This window comes from Streptomyces qaidamensis (assembly GCF_001611795.1).
In the GTDB taxonomy this organism is placed as follows: Bacteria; Actinomycetota; Actinomycetes; order Streptomycetales; family Streptomycetaceae; genus Streptomyces; species Streptomyces qaidamensis.
In genome coordinates this window covers 7,808,136-7,830,162 of sequence record NZ_CP015098.1, presented here as the reverse complement: position 1 = coordinate 7,830,162, position 22,027 = coordinate 7,808,136, and the positions used below count along the sequence as shown (strand labels likewise).

General features: G+C 72.4%; 20 protein-coding genes and 1 pseudogene. 7 read left to right on the top strand and 14 right to left on the bottom strand.

The genetic code is table 11. The features are described from left to right. Positions 1-6 precede the first annotated feature (6 nt). The gene (locus A4E84_RS34320; RefSeq protein ID WP_062930267.1) at positions 7-777 is read left to right on the top strand and encodes an ABC transporter ATP-binding protein; all 771 of its coding nucleotides are present in this window, start codon (positions 7-9) and stop codon (positions 775-777) included. A 19-nt stretch (positions 778-796) separates the two neighbouring features. Here A4E84_RS34320 and A4E84_RS34315 read toward each other — a convergent pair whose 3' ends face one another. The 7 genes and pseudogenes from A4E84_RS34315 to A4E84_RS34285 form a co-directional block, all read right to left on the bottom strand. Continuing rightward, positions 797-1,468 (bottom strand): GntR family transcriptional regulator, encoded by a 672-nt coding sequence (locus tag A4E84_RS34315; protein ID WP_062930266.1) that lies wholly within the window; start codon positions 1,466-1,468, stop codon positions 797-799. Positions 1,469-1,506: 38 nt separating this feature from the next. Continuing rightward, positions 1,507-2,508 (bottom strand): proline racemase family protein, encoded by a 1,002-nt coding sequence (locus tag A4E84_RS34310; RefSeq protein ID WP_062930265.1) that lies wholly within the window; start codon positions 2,506-2,508, stop codon positions 1,507-1,509. Positions 2,509-2,513: 5 nt separating this feature from the next. Then, on the bottom strand, positions 2,514-3,404 hold the full coding sequence (locus A4E84_RS34305) for a dihydrodipicolinate synthase family protein (RefSeq protein ID WP_062930264.1): 891 nt from the start codon (positions 3,402-3,404) through the stop codon (positions 2,514-2,516). After that, complete coding sequence (locus tag A4E84_RS34300) at positions 3,401-4,765, bottom strand: FAD/NAD(P)-dependent oxidoreductase (protein WP_062930263.1); 1,365 nt, start codon at positions 4,763-4,765, stop codon at positions 3,401-3,403. The genes A4E84_RS34305 and A4E84_RS34300 overlap by 4 nt, the downstream gene beginning before the upstream one ends. A 154-nt stretch (positions 4,766-4,919) precedes the next feature. Continuing rightward, positions 4,920-5,210, bottom strand: a pseudogene (locus tag A4E84_RS34295) ((2Fe-2S)-binding protein); the annotation flags it as partial. Beyond that, complete coding sequence (locus A4E84_RS34290; RefSeq protein WP_062930262.1) at positions 5,207-6,361, bottom strand: NAD(P)/FAD-dependent oxidoreductase; 1,155 nt, start codon at positions 6,359-6,361, stop codon at positions 5,207-5,209. The pseudogene A4E84_RS34295 and the gene A4E84_RS34290, both read right to left, overlap by 4 nt. Positions 6,362-6,432: 71 nt before the next feature. Then, positions 6,433-7,092, bottom strand: a complete 660-nt coding sequence (locus tag A4E84_RS34285; RefSeq protein WP_062930261.1) for an MmyB family transcriptional regulator — start codon at positions 7,090-7,092, stop codon at positions 6,433-6,435. Between the two features lie 239 nt (positions 7,093-7,331). On the opposite strand from A4E84_RS34285, the gene A4E84_RS34280 reads away from it, so the two are divergent. The 3 genes from A4E84_RS34280 to A4E84_RS34270 all read left to right on the top strand — a co-directional run bounded on the left by A4E84_RS34280 (position 7,332) and on the right by A4E84_RS34270 (position 8,936). Next, positions 7,332-7,991: a helix-turn-helix domain-containing protein gene (locus A4E84_RS34280; RefSeq protein WP_062930260.1), complete on the top strand. Its 660-nt coding sequence runs from the start codon at positions 7,332-7,334 to the stop codon at positions 7,989-7,991. Between the two features lie 32 nt (positions 7,992-8,023). Beyond that, complete coding sequence (locus tag A4E84_RS34275) at positions 8,024-8,554, top strand: hypothetical protein (protein WP_062930259.1); 531 nt, start codon at positions 8,024-8,026, stop codon at positions 8,552-8,554. A 157-nt stretch (positions 8,555-8,711) separates the two neighbouring features. Continuing rightward, positions 8,712-8,936: a hypothetical protein gene (locus tag A4E84_RS34270; RefSeq protein ID WP_062930258.1), complete on the top strand. Its 225-nt coding sequence runs from the start codon at positions 8,712-8,714 to the stop codon at positions 8,934-8,936. A 329-nt stretch (positions 8,937-9,265) separates the two neighbouring features. On the opposite strand, the gene A4E84_RS34265 is transcribed toward A4E84_RS34270, so the two are convergent. After that, entirely contained in the window at positions 9,266-9,925 is a 660-nt protein-coding gene (locus A4E84_RS34265; protein ID WP_062930257.1) for a 4'-phosphopantetheinyl transferase family protein, read from the bottom strand. Then, entirely contained in the window at positions 9,922-10,782 is an 861-nt protein-coding gene (locus A4E84_RS34260) for a metallophosphoesterase family protein (protein ID WP_062930256.1), read from the bottom strand. Before A4E84_RS34260 ends, A4E84_RS34265 begins: the two co-directional genes overlap by 4 nt. A 256-nt stretch (positions 10,783-11,038) precedes the next feature. Between A4E84_RS34260 and A4E84_RS34255 the strand changes: the two genes are divergently transcribed. Continuing rightward, complete coding sequence (locus tag A4E84_RS34255) at positions 11,039-12,175, top strand: ATP-grasp domain-containing protein (RefSeq protein WP_062930255.1); 1,137 nt, start codon at positions 11,039-11,041, stop codon at positions 12,173-12,175. Positions 12,176-12,179: 4 nt separating this feature from the next. Here the strand turns inward: A4E84_RS34255 and A4E84_RS34250 are convergent, their stop codons facing one another. The 5 genes from A4E84_RS34250 to A4E84_RS34230 all read right to left on the bottom strand — a co-directional run bounded on the left by A4E84_RS34250 (position 12,180) and on the right by A4E84_RS34230 (position 19,465). Then, positions 12,180-12,698 (bottom strand): cupin domain-containing protein, encoded by a 519-nt coding sequence (locus A4E84_RS34250; RefSeq protein WP_062930254.1) that lies wholly within the window; start codon positions 12,696-12,698, stop codon positions 12,180-12,182. A gap of 103 nt (positions 12,699-12,801) precedes the next feature. Continuing rightward, on the bottom strand, positions 12,802-14,052 hold the full coding sequence (locus tag A4E84_RS34245; RefSeq protein ID WP_062930253.1) for an alpha-L-fucosidase: 1,251 nt from the start codon (positions 14,050-14,052) through the stop codon (positions 12,802-12,804). A 4-nt stretch (positions 14,053-14,056) separates the two neighbouring features. Beyond that, positions 14,057-17,098, bottom strand: coding sequence for an alpha-mannosidase (locus tag A4E84_RS34240; protein WP_062930252.1), 3,042 nt, complete (start codon positions 17,096-17,098; stop codon positions 14,057-14,059). Positions 17,099-17,169: 71 nt separating this feature from the next. Further along, complete coding sequence (locus A4E84_RS34235; protein WP_062930251.1) at positions 17,170-18,510, bottom strand: 6-phospho-beta-glucosidase; 1,341 nt, start codon at positions 18,508-18,510, stop codon at positions 17,170-17,172. Positions 18,511-18,700: 190 nt separating this feature from the next. After that, positions 18,701-19,465 carry a DeoR/GlpR family DNA-binding transcription regulator gene (locus tag A4E84_RS34230; protein ID WP_062931725.1) on the bottom strand — a complete coding sequence of 255 codons (765 nt, stop codon included), beginning with the start codon at positions 19,463-19,465 and terminating at the stop codon, positions 18,701-18,703. A gap of 150 nt (positions 19,466-19,615) precedes the next feature. On the opposite strand from A4E84_RS34230, the gene A4E84_RS34225 reads away from it, so the two are divergent. Beyond that, on the top strand, positions 19,616-20,653 hold the full coding sequence (locus tag A4E84_RS34225) for a carbohydrate kinase family protein (protein WP_062930250.1): 1,038 nt from the start codon (positions 19,616-19,618) through the stop codon (positions 20,651-20,653). Positions 20,654-20,714: 61 nt separating this feature from the next. After that, positions 20,715-21,992 carry an ABC transporter substrate-binding protein gene (locus tag A4E84_RS34220; protein ID WP_062930249.1) on the top strand — a complete coding sequence of 426 codons (1,278 nt, stop codon included), beginning with the start codon at positions 20,715-20,717 and terminating at the stop codon, positions 21,990-21,992. Positions 21,993-22,027: the final 35 nt, after the last annotated feature.

Below are 22,027 nucleotides of genomic sequence, written 5' to 3'. Positions count from 1 at the left end.
CGGTCCATGCTCGACGTACGGGGCCTGCACAAGGTCTACGAGGGTGCGGGGCGGCGGACCGAGGCGGTGCGCGATCTGACCTTCAGCGTGGCGGTGGGGGAACTGGTCTGTCTCGTCGGGCCGTCGGGCTGCGGCAAGACGACCCTGCTGAAGTGCGTCGGCGGTCTGCTCGCCCCCACGGCCGGTGAGGTGCGGCTCGCGGGCCGCCGGGTGGACGGGCCGCCGCCCGGCATGGCGTTCGTGTTCCAGGAGTACGGCCGCAGCCTGTTCCCGTGGATGCGGGTCGGGCAGAACGTCGAACTGCCCCTGAAGCAGAAGAGGCTGAGCAGAGAGCGGCGCCGCGCGCTGGTCGCGGACGCGCTGGAGTCGGTGGGGCTCGCGGACGCCGCCGGGGCGTACCCGTGGCAGCTGTCGGGCGGCATGCAGCAGCGGGTGGCCATCGCACGGGCGCTGGCGTACGAGCCCGAGGTGCTGCTGATGGACGAGCCGTTCGCAGCGGTGGACGCCCAGACCCGGGCCGACCTTGAGGACCTCGTCCGGCGGTTGTGGCGGGAGCGCGGGATCACGATCCTGTTCGTCACCCATGACATCGACGAGGCCGTGTACCTCGGCGAGCGGGTACTCGTGCTGTCGGCCTCCCCCACCGTCGTCCAGGAGCAGTTGAAGGTCGATCTGGCGGCCGAGCGGGACCAGCTGCACACGCGCGTGGACCCGCGCTTCGCCGAGCTGCGGACCCGGGTGTACGAGCAGATCCAGGCGGCGAAGCGCGGCCGTTGAGCCGGTGGCGTCCTGCTGTTCAGGGTGCCGCCCACAGGCCCCGCACGTGCCCCAGGTGCCGGGTCATGACGGCCCGTACGGCCTCCTCGTCGCGGGAGAGCAGCGCGTCCAGGATCTCCAGGTGCTCCTCGGCCGACGCCTCCAGCCGCCCCTGTTCCGCGAGGGCCGTCAGACCGTAGAGCCGGGAGCGGCGTCTGAGGTCGCGTACGACGTCGACGAGGTGGCCGTTGCCGGCGAGGGCCAGCAGGCCCAGGTGGAAGCGCAGGTCGGCCTCGACGTAGGCGATGAGGTCGCCGGCCGCGGCGGAGGTGACGATCTCCCGGGCGACCGGGCGGAGCGCCTCCAGGGCCACCGGGTCGGCCGTGCGGGCCAGCTCCGCCGTGGTGGGGATCTCGATCAGCGCCCGGATGCGGGTGTACTCGTCGAGCTGCTGCTCGGAGACGGCGGTGACCCGGAAGCCCTTGTTGGGCACGGTGTCGACCAGTCCCTCCTTGGCCAGGTCGAGCATGGCCTCGCGCACGGGTGTGGCGGACACGCCGAAGCGGCCGGCGAGGCCGGGTGCCGAGTAGACCTCTCCGGGCCGCAGTTCTCCGGCGATCAGGGCGGCGCGCAGCGCGTCCGCGACCCGCTCCCGGTGGCTGGGCTTCCTGCTGCCGAGCACGGGCAGGGCGGGGGTGTGCTGCGCGGCCATGACGGTCGGGGTTCCTCTCTCGTGCCTCACGTGCGTGTCTACAGGACGAATCCCGCCGGGAACGGGTCCTCGGGGTCCAGCAGGTACTGGGCGGTGCCGGTGATCCAGGCTCGGCCGGTGAAGCTGGGCAGCACGGCCGGGTGGCCGGCGACCTCGGTCGTGCCGAGCAGTCTGCCGGTGAAGCGGGTTCCGATGAAGGACTCGTTCAGGAACTCGGTGTGCAGCGGGAGTTCGCCGCGTGCGTGCAGCTGTGCCATGCGGGCACTGGTGCCGGTGCCGCAGGGCGAGCGGTCGAACCAGCCGGGGTGGATGGCCATGGCGTGCCGGGAGTGGCGGGCGGTCGAGCCGGGGGCGGCCAGGTAGACGTGGTGGAGGCCGTGGATGGAGGGGTCCTCCGGGTGGATGGGCGGGTCCTCGGCGTTGACGGCGGCCATGAGGGACAGGCCGGCCGCGAGGATCTCGTCCTTGCGGGACCGGTCGAACGGCAGGCCGAACTGCTCCAGCGGCAGGATGGCGTAGAAGTTGCCGCCGAAGGCCAGGTCGTACGTCACCGTCCGGCCGTCGGCGAGGGTGGCCTCGCGGTCGAGGCCGGCGGCGAAGGAGGGCACGTTCCGCAGGGTGACCGAGGTGGCCGCTCCGTCCTCGACGGCCACCTCGGCGACGACCGGGCCCGCCGGGGTGTCCAGCCTGATGGTGGTGACCGGCTCGACGACCTCGACCATGCCGGTCTCTACGAGGACGGTCGCCACGCCGATGGTGCCGTGCCCGCACATGGGCAGATAGCCGGAGACCTCGATGTAGACGACGCCCCAGTCGCAGTCGGGCCGGGTCGGGGGCTGGAGGATCGCGCCGCTCATTGCGGAGTGGCCGCGTGGCTCGTTCATCAGCAACTGCTTGATGTCGTCGCGGTGTTCGCGGAACCACAGCCGACGTTCGTTCATGGTGGCGCCGGGGACGGTGCCGATGCCGCCGGTGATCACGCGGGTCGGCATGCCCTCGGTGTGCGAGTCGACGGCGTGCAGGGCGAGTTTGCTGCGCATGGTCCTCAGCCCAGTCCGGCCGCGAGGGCCTTCTCCGTGGCGGTGCGGACCGCCGCTTCCTGCCCGGGCAGCAGCGCGGCGCGGGGCGGGCGGCAGGGCCCGCCGCGGCGGCCTGCGATGTCCATGGACAGCTTGATGGCCTGGACGAACTCCACCTGGGAGTCCCAGCGCAGCAGCGGATGCAGTTGCCGGTACAGGGGCAGCGCCGTGCCGATGTCACCGCCGGTGGCGGCCCGGTACAGCTCGACGCAGGCGCGGGGCAGCGCGTTCGGGTAGCCCGCCACCCAGCCCTTGGCGCCGGCGACGGCCAGCTCCAGCAGGACGTCGTCCGCGCCGATCAGGAGGTCCAGTCCGGGGGCGAGTTCGGCGATCCGGTAAGCGCGACGGACATCGCCCGAGAACTCCTTGACGCCGCGGATGTACCCCTCGCCGTGCAGCCGGGCGAGCAGCTCGGGCACGAGGTCGACCTTGGTGTCGATGGGGTTGTTGTACGCGACGACCGGCAGGCCCGACCGGGCGACCTCGGCGTAGTGGGCGAGGACGGAGCGCTCATCGGCGCGGTAGGCGTTCGGCGGCAGCAGCATCACCGCGCGGCAGCCGGCCTCCCCGGCCTGTTCGGCCCAGCGCCGGGCCTCGGCGGACCCGTACGCGGCGACGCCGGGCATCACGCGCTCCCCGCCGATGGCGGCGACGGCCGTCTCGACGACCCGGGCCCGTTCCTCGGGGGTGAGTACCTGGTACTCGCCGAGGGAGCCGTTGGGCACGACGCCGTCGCAGCCGTTCTCGACGAGCCAGGCGCAGTGCTCGGCGTACTTGTCGTGGTCGACGGACAGGTCGTCGTTCAGGGGGAGCGCGGTGGCGACGAGGACGCCGCGCCAGGGGTGGTGGTCGGTCATGACAATCCCTCCTGGGTGTGTTGCCGGGCGAGGACGCCGAGCGGCACGGGACGGGCGAACGGGCGCTTGGCCGGGGTGGGTGCGCAGCCGGCGAGACCGGCGACGGCGGTGCCGCACATCCGGCCCTGGCACCAGCCCATCCCGGCCCGGGTGAGCAGCTTCACGGTGCGTTCGTCGCCCGCCCCGAGGTCCAGGGCCTCGCGCACGGACCCGGCGGTGACCTCCTCGCAGCGGCAGACCACGGTGTCGTCGGTGAGTTGCTCGGGCCAGTGCGGGGGCGGCGCGCAGGCGGAGCCGAGGGCGGCTGCGGACCGCTGGAGCGCCGTACGGGCCTTGAGGGCGGCGGGGGCCGGGCCGGGGGCGGTGCCGTGCAGGTGGGCGGCGGCGGAGCAGCCGGCGATGTGTCCTTCTGCGAGGGAAAGGGCGGCGCCGCCGATGCCGGTGGCCTCGCCGGCCGCCCACACGCCGGGCACGTCCGTGCGCTGTTCGGTGTCGACGGCCACAGCGAGCCCGTCGAGGCGGCAGCCGAGGCTCTCGGCGAGGTCGGTGTGCGGCAGCATGCCGTGGCCGGCGGCGAGGGTGTCGCAGGGCAGGTGCCGTCCGGTGCCGGGCCGGACGTGCCCGTCGGCGTCGAGGGCGGCGACGGTGACACCGGTCAGCCGGTCGTCGCCGTGGGCGCGGACGACGGTGTGCCGGGTGAGGACCGGGACGCGGTGGCGCAGCAGCCCGGCGGCGTGTCCGACGCCCTCGGGGAGCTTGCCCGCCAGGGCGGGGGCATGCCGGGCGAGGCGCTTGGGGTCGGTGGACTCGACGAGCGCGGCGACCTCGACGCCTGCCGCCGCGAGCCCGGTCGCCACGGGCAGCAGCAGCGGCCCGGTCCCGGCCACCACCGCTCGGTGCCCCGGCACCACGAGCCCGCCCTTGAGCATGGCCTGGGCTCCCCCGGCCGTGACGACGCCCGGGAGCGTCCAGCCGGGGAAGGGCAGCACCTGCTCGTAGCCGCCGGTGGCCAGGAGCACGGCGCGGGCGTGCACCTCGACGGACTCCTCCTGCTCCGGTCCGAGCAGGGCGTGCACGGTGAAGCCGTCCGGCGTGCGCTCCACGCACCACACGTGGTGGTCCGTCAGGACGCGCACCGCACTGGCGGCGAGCCCGTCCCGCAGCCGCTCCCAGGTCCGCCACCCGTGGTGCAGCGCCTCGGGCCTCCTGGCGCCGAGTTCTGCGGCGGGCTGCCGGTAGAACTGCCCGCCGGGTTGCGTCGCGGCGTCGAGGACCGTGACCCGTACGCCGCGCGCGGAGGCCGCCAGGGCGGCGGCGAGCCCGGCCGGTCCGGCGCCGATCACGGCGAGGTCAGTCCCCATGGCGCGCCTCCTCGGTCTCCCCGTGGCCGGTACCGTCCTGAGCACCGTTCCCCCCGTGGCCGGTACCGTCCTGAGCACCGTTCCCCCCGTGGCCGGTACCGTCCTGAGCGCCGTTCCCCTCGTGGCCGGTACCGTCCTGGATACCGGTCTCCCCATACCCCGTGCCGTCCTGCGTGCCGATCTCGTCCCCCGGCCGCACCGGCACCAGGCAAGCCCGTTGGTTGGGGCGGCCGTTGACGGTCACCAGGCAGTCGAAGCAGACGCCGATCCCGCAGAACACCCCGCGTGGACGGCCCGTGCCCCGGGTGGAACGCCACGCGGTCGCCCCTGCCGCCCACAGCACGGCGGCGACCGTCTGCCCGGGCAGCGCCTCGACCGGCCGCCCGTCGAACGTGACCGTGAACGCGGGGCCGGGCCTGGCCCCGGCCAGCTCCAACGGGTTCACTCGGGCTCCTCGGTGAAGCGGTCGGGCCGGAACGGGCCGAGGTCCAGATCGGGCGTGCGCCCGGTCAGCACCTGGGCGATCAGATGCCCGGTGCCGGTGGCGAGCCCGATGCCCGCGCCCTCGTGCCCACAGGCGTGGAAGAGCCCGGGCGCCCGCGGGTCGGGGCCGATCGCGGGCAGGTGGTCCGGCAGATACGGCCGGAAGCCGGCGTACGTCCGCATCACACGGACTCCGGCGAGGAACGGGAACAGCTCGGTCGCCCCGGCCGCCAGCGCGCGCACCGCCGGGAGCGACAGCGACCGTTCGAAGCCGACCCGTTCGCGGCTGGCGCCGATGAGGACCGGCCCGGCCGGGGTGCCCTCCACGACCGGGGAGGTCTGCAGCGCCGCGGAGTCGCTCGCGACGTCGGCCACGTAGTCGGCGGCGTACACCTTGTGCCGGATGCGGGGCGGCAGCGGTTCGGTGACCAGGACGAAACCCCTCCGGGGCAGCACCGGAAGGGACACTCCGGCGCGGGCCGCGACCTCACCGCCCCAGGTGCCGGCCGCGTTGACGACCGCGGGGGCGTGGAGGTCGCCCCGGCCGGTACGCACACCGCGCACCGCACCGCCCGGGCCGCGCAGGACCCCGGTCACCTCCCGGCCGGTGAGCACCCGGGCCTTCGAGGCGCGCAGCAGGTGCGCCGCCGCGAGGGCGGGCATCACCTGGGCGTCCTGCGGGTAGTGCATGCCGCCCGCGAGGCCGGGGGCCAGATACGGCTCCAGGTCGGTGAGCCGGTCGGGCGGCACCGGGACCGCCTCGGCCCCGGCCGCGCGCTGCTCGGCGGCGAGCTTCTCCAGCCCGGCCAGGGCCCGGTCCGTGCCGGCGACGACGACACCGCCCTTGGCCTCGTACTCGACGGCCTCGCGCAGGCCCTCCCGGGCCAGTGCGGCCCACAGCCGGGCGGACAGCAGGGCCAGTTCGAGCTCCGGCCCGGGTTCCTTGTCGGAGACGAGGAGGTTCCCCTCCCCCGCTCCGGTCGTACCGCCGGCCACCGGTCCCCGGTCCACCACGACGGTGTCCAGGCCCGCGCGGGCCGCGTACAGGGCGGTGGCGGCGCCGACGACACCGGCTCCCACCACCACGACATCGCAGGTCAGCGACTCGCTCACGTCAGTACTATGTCACACACCACAGACTCTGGGAATGGCGCGGCACGGGTCGGCCGACCGCGCGGGAGCGGTCAGTCGGTCACGGGGACGACCCTCAGGTGGGAGGCGGTGCGGCGTGTGCGGCGCTCCCTGGTCGCGGAGCGGCGCGTCTCGCGCAGGACGAACGTGACGCGGGCGCAGCCCAGTTCTTCCAGCGTCCTGGACGTCTCGATGACGATCCGGCACTCGGTGGGGCCCCGGCGCGGGTCCGGGTGGAGCAGCGGCCGTACGGCGCCGTCCTGTTCGACGGCGTCCTCGCCGACCGCGCGGATCCAGTGCGGCAGGCCGTGCCGGTAGGCGGCCTCCATGATCGGGTCCTGGGCGATGTCGCGACGGATGGCCTGCAGGGCGTGGTCCGGGCCGTGGCTCTCCACCGTCCGTGCGAAGTGCGCGAGCATCGGCAGGCACCAGCTCGCCTCGTGGTCGCCGAGCACCGCGGGGGCGTCGGGGTGGAACAGCACGAAACGGAGGAAGTTGTCGCCCGGCATGGCCGTCGGGTGCGGGCCCGCCTCACGGAAAAGTGACCGGAAGGCGCTGTTGGTCAGCACCACGTCCCAGCAGTGGTCGACGACGAGCGAGGGGAAGGAGACACCTTCCAGGAGCCCGGCGTAGTCCTCCAGGTAGGCCTGGGCCTCGGGAGTCTCGGGGGCGGGCCGCGGTGCCGGCCGCCGCCCTCCTGCCTGATATGCCATCGGGAGGTCACCCCTCTTGCCTGTGCGGCCTTGACGCGGCGCCCCGATCCTGCTGCCCCGGGCTGAGGCGTGTCAACTATCGTGGCATTCCATGCCTGTTGACGGCTGAAATTGGCCACAGTTGTGGCGAGACCTGGATGTGAGTTCGAAGCACCGGCTACGCTCCGGGAAGTTCACGCCGGGGGTAGGTCACGGCATCCACTTGTGAGAAGCCTGTGAGACACGTAGGAGATCTGTCGGTGACGGGTGGCTTCGTCGAGGGTCCGGGCGCCACGCCGACGGCCGTGCTACCGGCCGTCGTCTCCCGTGTCGTCGCGCTCGCCGACCGGCTCGGCGTGCCGCAGGCCGAGGTCTTCGACATCGGCCGGCTCTCCGTCGCCTCCGGGGTCCCGGACCCGGTCGTCAAGGCCCTGCTCAGTGGCCGGCCGGCGGGCGAGCCCGACGTTCAGGCCCGGTTCCTGCAACGCCTGGACCTGCTGCGCCGGACCCGGCTCAAGCCCAACGGCCGCAAGTACACCCAGCAGGAGATCGCCGACGGTGCGGGCATGTCCCGCCAGCAGGCCGGCGCCCTCATCAACGGCGACCGGCGGCCGACCATGGAGCACTGCGACGCCCTCCAGCGGTTCTTCCGGGTGCACGCCGGCTTCCTGACGGCCGAGGACCCCGAGGCGCTGGTGAGCGCCCTCCAGCACACCGAGCAGGAGCTGCTGCAGAAGCTCGCCGACCGCGAGCGGGAGGCGGCCGCGGCGGCGGACGACCCGCTGGAGCGGCTGCTGCAGGACCACGGCGTGCGCGGCATCGCCTGGCGGGCCGCGCAACTGCCCACCGACCAGCACCGCGACAAGGTCGCGGAGTGGCTGGACATGCTCCTGGAGAGCGTCAAGCGGCCCGAGTCGTGACCGTGGGGAGAACTGTGGGCATCGGTAAGGAAATGCGCCGTCTGTGCGGCGAGCTGGTCGCGGAGCTGACCCTCCCCGCGCCGGCTCGGCCCGAGGAGCTGTACGCCGCCCTGTGCGACGGCATGAGCAGACGCCGCGGCCGCCCCGTCCGCTTCCGAACGGCCGCGTTCCCGCCCGGGACCGCCAGCGGGCTCTGGCTGGACATGGCCGAGCAGGACCTCGTCGTGATCGAGGAACGCACCGCTCCCGATCATCAGTTGGTGATCCTGGGTCACGAGCTGTGGCACATGAAGGCCGGGCACTGCTCCCACCACGTCGAGGGTGCCGCCGTCGCGGCCCGGCTGCTCGACGACGGTGCCGACCTGGAGGCGACCGTGCTGAAGGTCGCCGCGCGCACCCGCTTCGACCTCGACGACGAGAAGGAGGCCGAGAGCTTCGGCCTGCTGCTCGCCAGCAAGTGCCGGGCCTGGCTCGCCGGTTCGTCGTCGCGGGGGCCGGTGCAGCGGGATCATCTGGCGGGGCGGATCGAGGCGTCGCTGGGGTATCGCGGACCGCAGGGCTGACGGGGCGCGGTGCGCCTCCGCCGAGCGGGCGAACCGGAGGGCTGCGGGGCCGGATTGTCAGTGGTGGGCGGCAAGCTGGAGGGGCGCCACCGCTGTGCGGGGCGTGCGCGCCGCGAGGGCGCGGGACCGACGACGCCGACACGGGGAGAGCCGACCGATGCCCACCGCCGTCCTGACCGATCGTGAACGCACCGCCGTCCAGGCCTATCTGCGGCTGCTGCACACCGTCCGGGCCGCCTTCGACGTGGAGGGCGGCCCGCCGCTGGTCCCGCCCACGGTCCTCGCCGAGGCGGAACAGGCCCTGGAACGCGCCGGACTGACCGGCAACGAGGAGGCGTTCTTCCGCCTCCTGGAAAACTGGTGCCCGGAGCCGAGCCCCTGACCTGCTGCGGCGACAGCGGGCTCCGTTGCCGGACGGATGAGCCGGGCCGCGGGCTCGAACCCGGGCCCGCGCTCCGGCGCAGGGCCCGGGCCACGCCGGCGGGGACCGACCCGCAGGCCTGCCGAGCCGCCCGACCGCGACTTGGAAGCCGGCCCCAAGCCCGGCGGACAGCCCGGGCACGGGCAGAAGCTGAACCGCGCCCCCAGCGGACAGCTCTGGCCATATGGCGGAAACAGGCCCGGCCCCGGCGCACGGCCGTGTCCGTCCGCCGGGGTTCCCTGGGCCGAAGGTCCGGGCCCCCGCGCTGGAGTTGAAGAGAGTCCCGAAGGTCAGGCGTGTGGTACCGCTATCGCCGTCGCGATCAGACCCCGCCCTGCCGTCCAGCGGCCGTCGAAGCGGCCGACGCGTCGGTTGCCCACCCGTGGGCCGGGGACGAGCAACGTCGCGCGGAAGGTGCCGTCGGCGGTGAGTTCGATGTCGGCCTCCATGAAGTCCAGCCACTTCCCGGTGAGGGGGAACCACGCCTTGTAGACGGACTCCTTGGCGCTGAACAGCAGCCGGTCCCAGTGGATGTCGGGGCGTACGGCCGCGAGCCTGCGCAGCCGGTCCGCCTCGGCCGGCAGGGACACGGACGGCAGGACGCCCTCGGGCAGCGGGCCGTGGACCTCGGCGTCGATACCGAGGGACGCGAGGTCGGTGGCGCGGACCAGGGCGGCGGCGCAGTAGCCGTCGCAGTGGGTCATGCTGCCGGTCAGCCCGGCCGGCCAGCGGGGGGCGCCGCGTTCCCCGGGCAGAACCGGCTGCGGCGGCACGCCGAGCTTGTCCATGGCGCGGCGGGCGCAGGAGCGCACGGCGGCGAACTCCCTGCGCCGCTTGGCGACCGCCCGGGTCAGGAGCGCCGCCTCCTCGGGGAACAGCGGAGTGTCCGCGTCCTCGTGGCCGTAGGCCTCCACGGCGACCACGGTCTCCGGCAGCAGTTCCTCGATCACAGCTCCTCGCCCTCTCTCGGCAGGACGCGCCGCAGCCGCCCCGGCGGTCCGGACCGCTTGCTCCACTCACGCGGATAGCCCACCGACACCTCCTCGAAGCGCACGCCCTCGTGCCAGGTGGTACGAGGGATGTGCAGATGGCCGTAGACCATCGTGTGCACGCGGAACCTGCGGTGCCAGTCGGCGGTCAGGTCCGTGCCGCACCACATGGCGAACTCGGGGTGCCACAGCACGTCCATCGGATGCCGGTGCAGCGGGTAGTGGTTGACGGGGATCACCGGCAGGCCGTCCGGCAGTGCGGCGAGTCTGCGTTCGGTCTCGGCGACCCGGGCCCGGCACCAGGCCTCCCTGCTCGGGTACGGATCGGGGTGCAGCAGGTACTCGTCGGTGCACACGATCCCGGTGCCCTGCGCGTACTCCAGGCCCTGCTCCTTGGTCGTGCAGCCGGCCGGCAGGAACGAGTAGTCGTACAGCAGGAACAGCGGCGCGACGGCGACCGGCCCGCCGGGGCCCTCCCAGACCGGGTAGGAGTCCTCGGGTGTCGTCACGCCCAGTTCGCGGCACATCTCGACCAGATACTCGTACCGGGCGACACCGCGCAGGGTGACGGCGTCGCTCGGATGGGTCCACAGCTCGTGGTTGCCGGGCACCCACACGACCTTGCGGAAGCGGGCCGCGAGCGTCTTCAGGGTCCAGCGGATGTCCGCCACGGTCTCCGCGACGTCACCGGCCACGAGCAGCCAGTCGTCGTCCGTCCCGGGCCGCATGTCCTCGACGAGGGCGCGGTTCTCCGGGTATCCGATGTGCAGATCGCTGATGGCCAGCAGTTGTGCGGCGCCACCGGCCGTCGATGTCACCTCTCGCCCCCTCCGCGCGCACCCGGACGTCACCAAGAGATCACATCCGCGCGACGGGGAGCAAGAGCGGCCCGGAGCGGTGGCCGGAGAATTCCTTCACACGCGCGTTGCACGACGAGGCCCGCCGAAGCCGTATGATCGGGCCCAACACCACCGCTACGACTTCCCTTTCACAGGGGCGGTTTGGTGTCCCTCCCTTTTCCTGCCCGGGCACGGGCTGCTCAGCCCTGCCCGCGAACCGTGAAAGGCGGCCTGCATGGTCTCTCGCGTACGCGTCTGGCTCAACCGCACGTACGCGGAGAACGTGTTCTTCATGGATCAGCTGCGGAGAAATCCCAGCGACCGGGCCGTCGAGATCCACGCCACCCACGGCGACCCCGACTCGCCGGTGCTGGCCGCGGCCGACACCGCCGAGCTGGAGCCGGAGAACCTGTCTCCCGCCGGGTACGTCGAATACGCGCTCGACCAGTGTGCGCGGCGTGGCATCGACGTGTTCGTGCCCCGGCTGCACCAGTCGGCGATCGTCGCGCACCGAGCCGAGTTCGAGGCGGCCGGCACCGCGGTGCTGGCGCCACCGCCCGAGGCCGTGGCCGTCTTCCACGACAAGGTGATCGCCTACGAGGCGGTCCAGGCGATCGGCGTGCCGGTGCCGCCGTGGTACCGGGTCCGCTCGGAGGACGAACTCGTGGCTGCTGTCGAGGAGTTGGAGGCCGGCGGGCACAAGGCGTGCTTCAAGCCGGCGTCCGGGGCCGGCGGGGTGGGCTTCCGGGTGATCACGCGTACGCCCTTCTCGCTGATGCAGCTGAGCGGGTTCCCGAGCCCGTACGTGCCGCTGGACCTGGTTCTGGAGGCGCTGCGGCAGGCCGAGGAGCCGGTCGACTGGCTGGTGATGCCGCGTCTGGAGCAGCCCGAGGTGTCGGTGGACTGCCTGACCGGGCCGGACAACCGGGTCAGGCTGGCCGTGGGCCGCACCAAGAACGGCCGCCGCCGGGGCTTCACCCTGCACGAGCAGTGGCTGGACCCGGCCCGGCGGATCGCTGAGGGCTTCGGTCTGCACTACCTGTCGAACATCCAGTTCCGGATGTTCGGCGACCGTCCGGTCCTCATGGACGTCAACACCCGCCCGGCCGGCGGGCTGCACCAGCTGTCGCTGTGCGGGGTCAACGCCCCCTGGGCCGCCGTGCAGCTGGCCCTCGGCGAGGATCCGGGCGAGGTGGTTCCGCCGTTCCTGGGCCAGGACTACACGGTGGTGTCGGGGCTGCGTCCGCTGCGGCCGGTGACACTGCCGCAGCAGCGGCCGGAGGCGGCGGATCCGCTGCCGGCGGTACCCGCGCCCACGGCGGCCGAACCGGTCGGCTCGGTCGGGGCGGCGGCCCAGGCGCTGCCCCTCTGAGGTCTCAGGTCCTGGCCGCGAGCGCCGCGCGCCAGGCGGGGCTGTCGACGTAGTGGTTGTCGAAGCGTTCGGAGGAGTCCTTGATCTCCTGCGGGTCGGCCTCGCCGCGCATCACCCGGCCCAGCAGCCGCAGGTAGTCGAAGCGCCCCGCGCCCGGGGTGAAGACGAACAGCACGTCGGCCGTCGCGCCGGGCGCGGCGGCGAAGGCGTGCGGGGTGTGCGGCGGTACGAGAAGGAAGTCGCCGGCTCGCAGCACGGTGATCTCCTCGCCGACCAGTACCTGGAGCGCGCCGTCGATCACGTAGAACATCTCGGACGCCTCGGTGTGCAGGTGGGCGGGCGCGCCGACCGCGCCCTCCGCGAATGTCGACCGGTAGCTGGTGAGCCGCCCGCCGGTGTTCACGGAGTCGGCGAGCAGGGTCATCACGCTGCTGGGGTCGCGCGTCGTCTCGGCCTCGGCGGCGCGCGTGAGGACCGGTGCGAAGCCGCTGCTGTTCCCCGCTTCGTTCCGTGCCGTCGTCATGACATCTTCGTTCTGTGTCGTCGTCATGACGTCGACTTTAGGGAGCCGGGCGACCTACGGCAGGGGGCATTCCAACGCCGTGATCGTGGGTCAATTCGACGGGTCAGAAGCGGCCCCCGCCCCGGTACAACTCCAGTTCGCCGTCCAGTTCGACGGCCAGCACCGTGGCGTGCGGGTCGAGGTCGGCCGCGGGCGGCGGGGCGATCCAGAGGATGCCCGGTGTCTCGTGGAGGCCGCCGGTGACCTGGTGGGGCAGTTCGGTGCCGCTGCCCAGGACCGAGATCCGGCGGACCTTGTTCAGCAGGCCCCGGACGTTGATCTCGGCGCGCGGGGCGTCGAAGAGGGTCAGGTAGAGGGTGCGGCGGTCCTTGGAGAGGGTGCTCGGGCCGTAGTGGTGACCGGGCGGGAGTCCTCGTACCGTTCCGTAGACGGCTTCGGCGTGCCGGGCGATCCAGTCGCCGAGCCCTTCCAGCCGCCGCGCCTGCTCGTCCGTGATCGTGCCGTCCTCCCGCGGACCGACGCTGAGGAGCAGGTTGCCTCCGCCGCCGATGGTCTCGGTGAAGTAGCGGATGAGCTGGTCGACGGACTTGTGGTGGTGGTCGTGGTGCTGGTGGCCCCAGGAGTCGTTGATCGTGAGGCACAGCTCCCAGGGGCCCTCCGGCGGGAGGACGGGGGCGCCCTGCTCGGGGGTGGCGTAGTCGCCCTCGCTCAGCATGCGGGCGTTGAAGACGACGTCCGGTACCTCGGAGCGGATGAGGGCGGCCAGTTCGGGGATGCGCCACTGCTCCTCGCTGCGGTCCCATTCGCCGTCGAACCACATCAGGTCGGGCCGGTAGCGGCGGGTCAGCTCGCGGATCTGGCCGTCGCGGTAGGCGAGGAACCTCTCCCAGGCCTCCAGGTCCTCGAACTCGGCGGCGACCTCGGAGTAGCGGTTGTCCTCCAGCTCCGGCGGGCGGCCGGGCTTGCGGGTGGAGGCGTAGTCGGGGTGGTTCCAGTCGGAGTGGGAGTAGTAGAGGCCGACCTTCAGGCCCTGCTCGCGCAGGGCCTCGGCGTAACCGGAGATCAGGTCACGGCCCACGTTCAGCTCGCCGTGCGCGGTGTCCCACAGAGCGACCCCGTCGTGGTGGCGGCTGGTCAGGACGGCGTACCGGGCGCCGGCCCGCGCGAAGAGCCTCGCCCACTCGCGCGGGTCGTAGCGGGCAGCCGTGAACCGGTCGAGCTGGGACATGTACTGCTCGTGCGGGACGACGTCGTCGTAGAACGACCAGGACTCCTGGACGCCGTCGACGGCGTAGATGCCCCAGTGCACGAAGATGCCGAGCTTGGCGTCCCCGAACCACGGCTGCATGGGCATGAGGTCAGCCCCTCCGCAGCCGGAGGGTGAGGATCTGGAAGGGCCGCAGCGTGACGGCGACGGCGCCTTCGGTGATCTCCGCTTCCTCCAGCGGTCGCTCCAGCAGGTCGGTGATCTGGGCGCCGGCCAGCGGGAACCCGGTGCGCAGGGTGCCGGTGGCCCGGCCGCCGCGGGACTCGTAGAGCCGTACGACGACGTCGCCGGAGGCGTCGTCGGCGAGCTTCACCGCCTCCACGGTCACACCCTCGCCCTCCGCGGAGACGACCGGTTCGGGGGCGCCTGCCGCATCGGCCACCCGGAGCGGCAGGTTGAGGGAGTAGCCCTCGGCGACGGCGTCCTCGATGGTCGCGCCGGGCAGCAGGGCGTAGGTGAAGCGGTGGCGGCCCTGGTCGGCCTCGGGGTCCGGGATGCGCGGAGCGCGGACCAGGCTGAGACGGACGGTGGTGGTGGTGCCGCCGTCCTCGCGGACCGTGCGGGAGACGTCGTGGCCGTACGTCGAGTCGTTGATGACCGCTACGCCGTAGCCGGGTTCGCCGAGGTGCACCCACCGGTGGCCGGAGACCTCGAAGCGGGCCGCCTCCCAGCTGGTGTTGGTGTGCGTGGGGCGCTGGATGTGGCCGAACTGGATCTCGGCGGAGGAGTGCGGGGCGCGGATGTCGACCGGGAAGGCCGCCTTGAGGATCTTCTCGGTCTCGTGCCAGTCGATGTCCGTCTCGATGTCGATCCGGGGACTGCCGGCGCGGACGGTGATCGTCTGGGTGATCGTGGAGCCCTTGCCGAAGGCCCGCTCGACGCGGATGGCGCCGATCAGCGGGTCCTGTTCGACGACCGTGACGGACGAAACGTCCAGGAGGTCCGTGTAGCGGTTCTTGTAGTGCTTGTCGATGTCCCAGGCGTCCCAGTAGTTGGGCAGGTCCGTGTGCAGGCGGAGCAGGTTGCCCGGCTCGGCGAGCACCTCGCGGCCGGCGCGCAGGTCGCGGACGGACGACAGGGTGCCGTCCTCGGCGACCTCCACGCGGACCAGTCCGTTGTCGAGGACCAGGCCGTCCACCGTCACGGCCTGTGGGGGCGCGGTGTCGGCGAGGGGCGCGGAGCCGCTCGCGGGCACCTCCACGTACACCGGTGCGCCGTCTGCGGTGCGGACCACTTCGGCCCGGTCGTAGGGGCCGGCGTTGAAGACGCGGGGCGTCCCGGCGCCCAGCGCGGCCACCGCCTCGGCCGTCAGCGCGTGCAGCTCCCGCGCGACACGGGCGTACTCGGCCTCGGCCTCGCGGTGCACCCAGGCGATGGAGGAGCCGGGCAGGATGTCGTGGAACTGGTGCAGCAGCACCGTCTTCCAGAGCCGGTCCAGCTTCTCGTGCGGGTAGCTGTAGCCCGGCGCGTGCAGCGCGGCCGTGGTCGCCCACAGTTCCGCCTCGCGCAGGAGGTGCTCGGAGCGGCGGTTGCCCTGCTTGGTGCGGGCCTGGGAGGTGTAGGTGGCGCGGTGCAGCTCCAGGTAGAGCTCGCCGACCCATACCGGCGCGTCCGGGTACTCCTCGCGGGCCTTGGCGAAGAACTCGTCGGGGTGTTCGACGACGACCTTCGCGGAGCCCTCCAGGTCGGCCAGCCGGCGGGCCCGTTCCATGATCTCGCGGGTGGGGCCACCGCCGCCGTCGCCCCAGCCGAAGGGGGCCAGGGAGCGGGAGGCGCCGCCCTTCTCCTGGTAGTTGCGGACCGCGCGGGACATCTCCTCGCCGCTGAAACGGGCGTTGTAGGTGTCGACCGGCGGGAAGTGCGTGAAGATGCGGGTGCCGTCGATGCCCTCCCACCAGAAGGTGTGGTGGGGGAACCGGTTGGTCTGGTTCCAGGAGATCTTCTGGGTGAGGAACCACTCGTTCCCGGCGAGCTTGGCGATCTGCGGATAGGCCGCGTTGTAGCCGAAGGAGTCCGGCAGCCACACGCCCTTGGTCTCGATGCCGAAGTGGTCCATGAAGAACCGCTTGCCGTGGATGAACTGGCGGGCGACGGCCTCGCCACCGGGCAGGTTGCCGTCGGACTCGACCCACATGCCGCCGACGGGCGCCCACTGGCCGTTCTTGACGGACTCCTGGATGCGGGCCCAGACCTTGGGGTAGTTGTCGCGCACCCATGCGTACTGCTGGGCCTGGGAGCAGGCGAAGATGAAGTCGTCGTACTCGTCGGCGAGCGAGGTGACGTTGGAGAAGGTGCGGGACGTCTTGCGCTTCGTCTCGCGGATGGGCCAGAGCCAGGCGGAGTCGATGTGCGCGTGGCCGACGCCGGAGATCGTGTGCGCGCTGGCGTGCGCGGGCTTGGAGAGCACCGGCTTGAGCGCCTCCCGGACCGCGGCAGCCGAGCCGGAGACGTCGTCCAGGTCGAGCAGGTCCATGGCCCGGTCGAGGGCGTGCGCGATCTCGTGCCGGCGCGGGTCGTGCTCGCCGAGCTCCAGCATCAGCTCGCGCAGCACCTGCACGTCGAGGTCGAGGTGCCAGACCTCCTCGTCGAGGATCGCGATGTCGGCGGCGCGGAAGGTGTAGAGCGGCTTGTCGCCCGCGGTCAGCTTGTCGCCGAGGGGCGTGGTCTTCGAGAAGTTGTCCGCGAGGATGTCCGGGTTGGAGGCGGCCTCGACCAGGTAGTCGACCGTCTCGCCGCCGCGGGCGGGGTTGGCGATCGCCACGTACTGGTTGAGCGGGTTGACGGCCTTCAGCGGGGTGCCGTCCGTGAGGTGCACGAGGGCCTCGGCCTGGTTGCCGGGCCAGTCGCCGACGAAGCCGAGGTCGATGACGGCCTCGACGCGCTTCCCGGCCCACTCCGCGGGCACCTGTCCGCGCATGCGGAACCAGGTGGTGCCCCAGGGCGGGCCCCACGGGGTGCCCATCGCGAAGGGCTCGTAGGAGGCTGCGGCCGCCTCCTCGAACGGGACCGGCTCCCCGGGAGCCTGCCAGGCCTCCACCTCGAAGGGGACGGTGGCCGCGTAGACCGCGGTCTTGATGCGCTGGTCGTGAAGGCGCTGCACGCGCTCCTCGATGCGGCGGCTTTCGTCGTGCATGAGATGTCTCCAGGAAACGGGAAGAGCGAGCAGGCTGGAAGCGGTGAGGGAAAGCGCTTACCGAGCGGCGTTCACCTAAGGTACGCCAACCCGGGGTGGACCTCGGCGTAGCCCTCGACCAGCCTGCGGGCCACATGGACGGAGTCGACGAGCGGGTGCAGGGCGAAGGCCTTGACGGCGGTCGCGAGGGAGCCGGAGCCGGCTGCGGCCAGCACCTCGCGCTCGACCGCCTTGACCGCGCAGACCAGGCCGGTGGCGTGGTCGGGCAGCGGGTCGACGGTCACAGGGTGGGCGCCGTTGGCGTCGACGAGGCAGGGGACCTCGATGACGGCCTCGGCGTCCAGGACCGACAGTGTGCGCCGGTTGCGGACGTTGAGGATCAGGGTGGTGCGCTCGTCCCGGGCGATCGCCCGCATCAGGGCGAGGGCCACCCTCTCGTAGCCGCCCGACAGGTCGTCCTCGTCGCGTTCGCCGGCGCCCGCGGTCTCGCGGTTCTCGGCCATGTACGTGGCCTCGCGCTCGGCGCGGGTGCGGTCCCAGACCTTCAGGGCGGGGGCGTGCGGGTTCTTCATCTCGGCGTAGAAGCGGGCCTGCTGGTCGTGCAGGAACGCGCCGCGGGTCTTCTCGGCCTGCTGGTAGGCGCGTACGGCCTCGCGGTTGAAGTAGTAGTAGTGCAGGTACTCGTTGGGGATCGCGCCCAGGGAGCGCAGCCAGTCGGCACCGAAGAGCTTGCCCTCCTCGAAGGAGCCGAGCAGGTCGGGGTCGGCGAGCAGCCGCGGCAGCTCGTCGCGGCCGGCGACACGCAGAGCGCGCACCCAGCCGAGGTGGTTGAGGCCGACGTAGTCGATCCACGCCTCCCCCGGGTTCTCCACGCCGAGCACCCGGGCGATACGGCGGCCGAGGCCGACCGGGGAGTCGCAGATGCCGATGACCCGGTCGCCGAGGTGGCGGGACATGGCCTCGGTGACCAGGCCGGCCGGGTTGGTGAAGTTGATGACCCAGGCGTCGGGGGCGAGCCGGGCCACCCGCTGGGCGATGTCGACGGCGACCGGGACCGTGCGCAGGCCGTAGGCGATGCCGCCCGCACCCACCGTCTCCTGGCCCAGCACGCCCTCGGCCAGGGCCACGCGTTCGTCGTTGGCGCGTCCCTCCAGCCCGCCGACGCGGATCGCGGAGAACACGAAGTCGGCGCCGCGCAGGGCGTCGTCGAGGTCGGTGGTGGCGGTCACCTCGGGCGCGTCGGCCACTCCGGCCGCCTGCTCCGCGAGGACACGGGTCACCGCCGACAGGCGCCCGGCGTCCAGATCGTGCAGGACGACATGGGTGACGCGGCCCTCGGCGTGGTCCTGGAGGAGCGCTCCGTACACCAGCGGCACGCGGAATCCTCCGCCGCCCAGAATCGTCAGCTTCACCGGGTTCCTCCGATACGGCGGGCCGCGTGCGGCCTGTGGCGGGAACCGAACACGCGCCACCTCCTTGAGCGTGCTTCAGGACCCCGGGCTGGTGCCAGCCCGGCTGGTGTCGAGGATGGGGGACCTTGCTGTGCACCGAACGGCGGGGCGGCCTGAGCCGGCGGTCCTCCCGCCCCGGCCGGGGGTGGGTTCAAGCTTGCCCCTTTCCCGTCACGACCACCTCGACGCCCGCCTCCTGCAAGGAGGCCCGCGTCGCGGCGTCGACCGGCTCGTTCGTCACCACCGCGTCCAGTTCCTCGGGACCGCAGACCTTCGCCATCCCGTGCCCCGGGAACTTCGCCGCGTCGGCGAGCAGCACCACCTTCTCGCCGGCCTTGATCATGGCGCGCTTGACCGGCACCTCCACGACCGTCGTGTCCATGACCTGGCCGCCGGGCCGCACCCCGCTGGTGCCGAGGAAGAGCCAGTCGGCGTGCAGCTGGCGCAGGTTGTCCTCGGTGAGGAAGCCGACCAGGGAGCGGTACTCGCGGCGGACCATGCCGCCGAGCAGGACCAGCTCGATGCCCTCGTCGTCGGCGAGTTCCTCGTAGACCACCAGGTTGCTGGTGATCACGGTGAGCCGGCGGCCGTGCAGCTGCCGGGCCAGGCGGTAGGCCGTCGTCCCGATGTCCAGCAGCACCGACTGGCCGTCCCTGATCATCGCGGCGGCGTGTTCGGCTATGGCGTCCTTCTCGTTGACGCGCACCTCGGCGACCTCGGCGAAGGGCTGGTCGCCCTCCTCCACGACGGCGCCGCCGTGCACGCGCGTGAGCAGTCCGTCTTCTTCCAGTTTGACCAGGTCACGCCTGATAGTGGCGGGACTCACCCCCAGCTGCTCTGAGAGGTCGGTCACGGCCGCGGGCCCGCCGGCGCGCAGGGCCCGCAGGATGAGTTGGTGTCGTCGTTCTGCCAGCACGGCGTGCACATTACTCGTCATCTCCAATCATCGCCATGCTTATTTCTGCTCGGGTATTGACCAATCTCTCTGGATCAGCGCACGATTCCGGTCACCGAAATGAAGAGTTTTGACGATCTCCGTCGAAGCCGTGAGCGAGAGGACACATCCGTGGACGGTGACCGGCCCGATGTGCTGCTGACCGGCCTGCTCTTCTACGACCTCGTCCTGACGGGACTCGGCAAGCCGCCGACGCCGGGCGAGGAGATCTGGACCCGGGGTATGGGCTGCGGCCCGGGCGGCATCGCGAACCTCGCGGTGGCCGCCTCCCGCTTCGGCCTCAGGACCTCCCTGGCCACGGTGTTCGGCGACGACTTCTACGGCGCGTACTGCCGGGACGTCCTGGGCGACCAGGAAGGCGTCGACCTCTCGCTCTCCCGTACCGCGGACGGCTGGCCGACCCCGGTCACCGTCTCCGTCGCCTACGGCCACGACCGGGCCCTGCTCACCCACGGCCAGGAGCCGCCGTACTCGCAGGACGCGCTGGTGGGCGACCCGCCCGACGCGCTGAGCGCCCTGGTGCACATCGAGGCCCGGCCGCGCGAATGGCTCGCCAAGGCCGCGGCGAACGGTACGCAGATCTACGCCGACGTCGGCTGGGACCCCACCCAGAAGTGGTCGCCGGCCCTGCTGGAGCAACTGGCCCTGTGCCACGCCTTCCTCCCGAACGAGACCGAGGCGATGGCCTACACCCGCACCGACAGCGCGCTGGCCGCGCTCGGCACGCTGTCGGAGCTGGTGCCGGTCGCCGTGGTGACGCGGGGCGGGGACGGCGCCATCGCCGTCGACCAGATCACCGGCGAGTACGCCGAGGTCCCGGCCCTGGACGCCGGCGTCCTGGACGCGACGGGCGCCGGTGACGTCTTCGGCGCGAGCTTCGTCGCGGCGTCCCTCGGCGGCTGGCCGCTGGCGGAACGGCTGCGGTTCGCGGTGCTCGCGGCCGGGCTGTCCGTCGGGCACCACGGCGGCGCCCTCGCGGCCCCCGGCTGGCACGGCGTCGCACGCTGGTGGAGCTCCCTGAGCGATCCCGGGCTGCGCCGCGCCTACGGCTTCCTGGCCGACCGCATCCCGGCCGATCCCGGGCCGCCCGTGCACCACGCCCCCGTCACCCCGCCCGCCCCTGACACCCCCGTCGGTCCGCGCGCCTGAGAAGGGCCGCACCGACCCTCCCGCCCCTCTCCACGTCGAACAGGAACAACAGGAGTGACCCGTGGACCTTTCTCGTAGAGGCTTCCTCCAGGCCGCCGCGCTCACCGCGGCCGCCTCCGGTCTGACCGTCGCCTGCGGCGGCGGTTCCGGCTCGACCGGCAGCAAGAACGGCAAGAACCTCACCCTGTGGTACTGGGGAGGCGCGCTCAGCGACAAGGTGGTCGCCGATGCGAAGACGCACTTCAGCGGCCAGGTGAAGCTGACCGCCGCCTCCATCGGCGGCGACTTCAAGCAGAAGCTGACGACCACCCTCGCGGCGGGCGCATCCGTGCCCGACATCACCGGCATCAAGGGCGAGGACATGGCGTCCTTCCTGCCCAACGCGAACCGCTTCCTCGACCTGAACGACCTGGGCTTCGAGAAGCTCGCGCCGCAGTACCTGGACTGGAAGACGAAGCTCGCCCGGACCGAGGACGGCAAGCAGATCGGCTTCCCGATCGACATCGGCCCGACCGCGCTCTTCTACCGCGCGGACATGTTCGACGAGGCCGGGCTGCCCACCGACCCCGAGAAGGTCGCCGCCCGGGCCGGGACCTGGGAGGAGTACTTCGCGCTGGGCACCGAGCTGCGCGCGAAGGTGCCGGGCACCTACCTGGTCAACAACATCGGCTCGGTCTTCAATATGGCGGTCGGGCAGGGCACCGAGCGGTTCATCGACAGGGACAACCGCTTCATCGGCGACCAGGACCACATCCGCAAGGCGTGGACGACGGCGGTCCGCCCCTACACCCTCGGCCTCGACGCCAAGATCAACGACAACACCTGGAACGCCGCCGTCGGCAAGAACCTCAGCACCGAACTCGGTGCGGCCTGGCACGCCCTGGACATCGAGCAGGCGGCCCCGAAGACCAAGGGCAAGTGGCGGGTGTGTGCGATGCCCGGCGGACCGGCCAACCAGGGCGGCTCCTACCTGGCCCTGCCCAAGCAGTGCCGGAACCCCGAAGAGGCGTTCAAGATCATCAGCTGGATCCTCAGCCCGGAGAACGACGCCCGCGGCTTCGCCGACGCCGCCATCTTCCCGGCCGCGCCGGCGGCGTACGCCATGCCGGCCATGACGGGCGGCGACCCCTTCTTCGGCGGGCAGAAGGTCATCGAGGTGTTCGGCCCCGCCGCCAAGGCCATCCCGGCCGCCTACGAGGCACCCGCCGACGCCGCCGTCATGGCGCCCTTCATGACCGAGCTGTCCAGCATCGAGGCCAAGGGCAAGAAGCCCGACGCCGCCTGGAAGGACGCGGTCGCCCAGGCCCAGCAGATCGCCCGGCGACAGGGGGTGAACTGAGGTGTCCTCACCTCCGGTCACCGGTTCCGCCGCGG

Bases quoted from the DNA above. Each gene is read 5' to 3' on its own strand.
- A4E84_RS34320 (WP_062930267.1), top strand. From the start codon at position 7: ATGCTCGACGTACGGGGCCTGCACAAGGTCTACGAGGGTGCGGGGCGG.
- A4E84_RS34315 (WP_062930266.1), bottom strand. From the start codon at position 1,468: ATGGCCGCGCAGCACACCCCCGCCCTGCCCGTGCTCGGCAGCAGGAAG.
- A4E84_RS34310 (WP_062930265.1), bottom strand. From the start codon at position 2,508: ATGCGCAGCAAACTCGCCCTGCACGCCGTCGACTCGCACACCGAGGGC.
- A4E84_RS34305 (WP_062930264.1), bottom strand. From the start codon at position 3,404: ATGACCGACCACCACCCCTGGCGCGGCGTCCTCGTCGCCACCGCGCTC.
- A4E84_RS34300 (WP_062930263.1), bottom strand. From the start codon at position 4,765: ATGGGGACTGACCTCGCCGTGATCGGCGCCGGACCGGCCGGGCTCGCC.
- A4E84_RS34285 (WP_062930261.1), bottom strand. From the start codon at position 7,092: ATGGCATATCAGGCAGGAGGGCGGCGGCCGGCACCGCGGCCCGCCCCC.
- A4E84_RS34275 (WP_062930259.1), top strand. From the start codon at position 8,024: ATGCGCCGTCTGTGCGGCGAGCTGGTCGCGGAGCTGACCCTCCCCGCG.
- A4E84_RS34270 (WP_062930258.1), top strand. From the start codon at position 8,712: ATGCCCACCGCCGTCCTGACCGATCGTGAACGCACCGCCGTCCAGGCC.
- A4E84_RS34255 (WP_062930255.1), top strand. From the start codon at position 11,039: ATGGTCTCTCGCGTACGCGTCTGGCTCAACCGCACGTACGCGGAGAAC.
- A4E84_RS34250 (WP_062930254.1), bottom strand. From the start codon at position 12,698: ATGACGACGGCACGGAACGAAGCGGGGAACAGCAGCGGCTTCGCACCG.
- A4E84_RS34245 (WP_062930253.1), bottom strand. From the start codon at position 14,052: ATGCCCATGCAGCCGTGGTTCGGGGACGCCAAGCTCGGCATCTTCGTG.
- A4E84_RS34240 (WP_062930252.1), bottom strand. From the start codon at position 17,098: ATGCACGACGAAAGCCGCCGCATCGAGGAGCGCGTGCAGCGCCTTCAC.